2 protein-coding genes are annotated in these 1,378 nt (G+C 28.6%); both read left to right on the top strand.

Going from position 1 to position 1,378, the window contains the following annotated elements:
• A partial coding sequence (locus B2X73_RS05210; protein ID WP_291095911.1) for an AAA family ATPase occupies positions 1-506 on the top strand: 506 nt, incomplete at its 5' end.
• Between the two features lies 1 nt (position 507).
• A complete protein-coding gene (locus B2X73_RS05205; RefSeq protein ID WP_221856259.1) occupies positions 508-1,338 on the top strand; it encodes an ABC transporter permease in 831 nt (276 codons plus the stop codon).
• Positions 1,339-1,378: the final 40 nt, after the last annotated feature.

Here is a 1,378-nt window from a genome sequence, read left to right as displayed (position 1 = left end):
TGGGAATGAAACAACGTTTGGCAATTGCGGCTGCGTTATTAAATGATCCTGAAGTGCTGATTTTAGACGAACCTACTAATGGTTTAGATCCACAAGGAATTATTCAGATTCGTGAATTGATTATTAAAATTGCTCAACAAGGAACTACAATTATTCTAGCAAGTCATTTATTAGACGAAGTCGAAAAAGTATGTTCGCATGTAGTGGTTCTGAATCAAGGAAAAATGCTTTATGCGGGTTCTGTAGATCAAATGAATTCAAGTTTTGGAAGTATAGAAGTTGCTGCGCAAAATATGGAAAGTTTGGAATATACACTAAAAACGTTCTCATTCGTTTCAAAAGTTACCAAAGAAAACAACAAACTTTTTGCTGTTTTATCAGAAGAGAAAGATCCAGCAGAAATTAACAAAATGCTTTATGAACAAGGAATTATCGTGAATCATTTAGTAAAACGTAAAGAATCTTTAGAACAACAATTTTTCCAACTAATCCAAAAACAGAACTAACATGAAAAGATTATTTAGCATAGAATGGAATAAATTATTCTACAATAAAGGAACGCGAATTTTCATCATTTTATATTTTGTGATGATTCTGTTAATGGGAATTACGTTACCGAATTTCAAACCAAATATGAATGAAATTGAAGTTGATTTAATCAAATTGGGAGCATTAGAGTTTCCTATAATTTGGCATAATATTACGTGGTTAATTGGTTTTGGAAAATTCTTTTTAGCTATTATTGTTATTAATAATATTACAAACGAATACTCTTTCGGAACTTTCAAGCAAAATACAATTGATGGTTTATCTAAAACTGAATTTTTAAACACAAAAGTTTTGATGAACGTTGTGATAACTTTGATTTCTACACTTTTAGTTGGCGTTTTAGTTTTTGCATTAGGTTCTATTTTTAGCGAAAAGTTTGATTTTGTAAACGGAATCGAATTCTTAGGAGGATATTTCGTCGAAATCTTCGCTTATATTGTATTCGCCATGTTTTTATCATTCCTATTAAAGAAAAGTGCTTTTGCGATTTTATCTTTAATTGTTTTGAATATTATAGAATCTGTTGCTAAAGTTGTTGAATTTTTAGTTCGTTTTGGTAAAAATCCTCCAAAAAATCCTAATGAAATTAAAATCTTAACTAATTATTTACCACTTAACTCGAACGGAAAAATAATTGATTATCCTTCTGTAGATATACAAAAAGCAATTATGGAAGGAAAATTATTTGTTGCGGATCATGTACAATGGGAATATTTTGCTGCAAATGTTTTCTACATCATTTTATTTCTTGGTTTATCCTTATTAATTATCAAAAAAAGAGATTTATAAATTATAAATATTTCATAAAAACAAGAAAACCTCCAAATTT

Origin of the sequence: Empedobacter sp. UBA7252, from assembly GCF_002472765.1 — a bacterium.
GTDB classification, from domain to species: domain Bacteria; phylum Bacteroidota; class Bacteroidia; order Flavobacteriales; family Weeksellaceae; genus Empedobacter; species Empedobacter falsenii_B.
The sequence above is the reverse complement of the archived record's forward strand: the minus strand, read 5'-3'. Positions and strand labels throughout refer to the sequence as shown.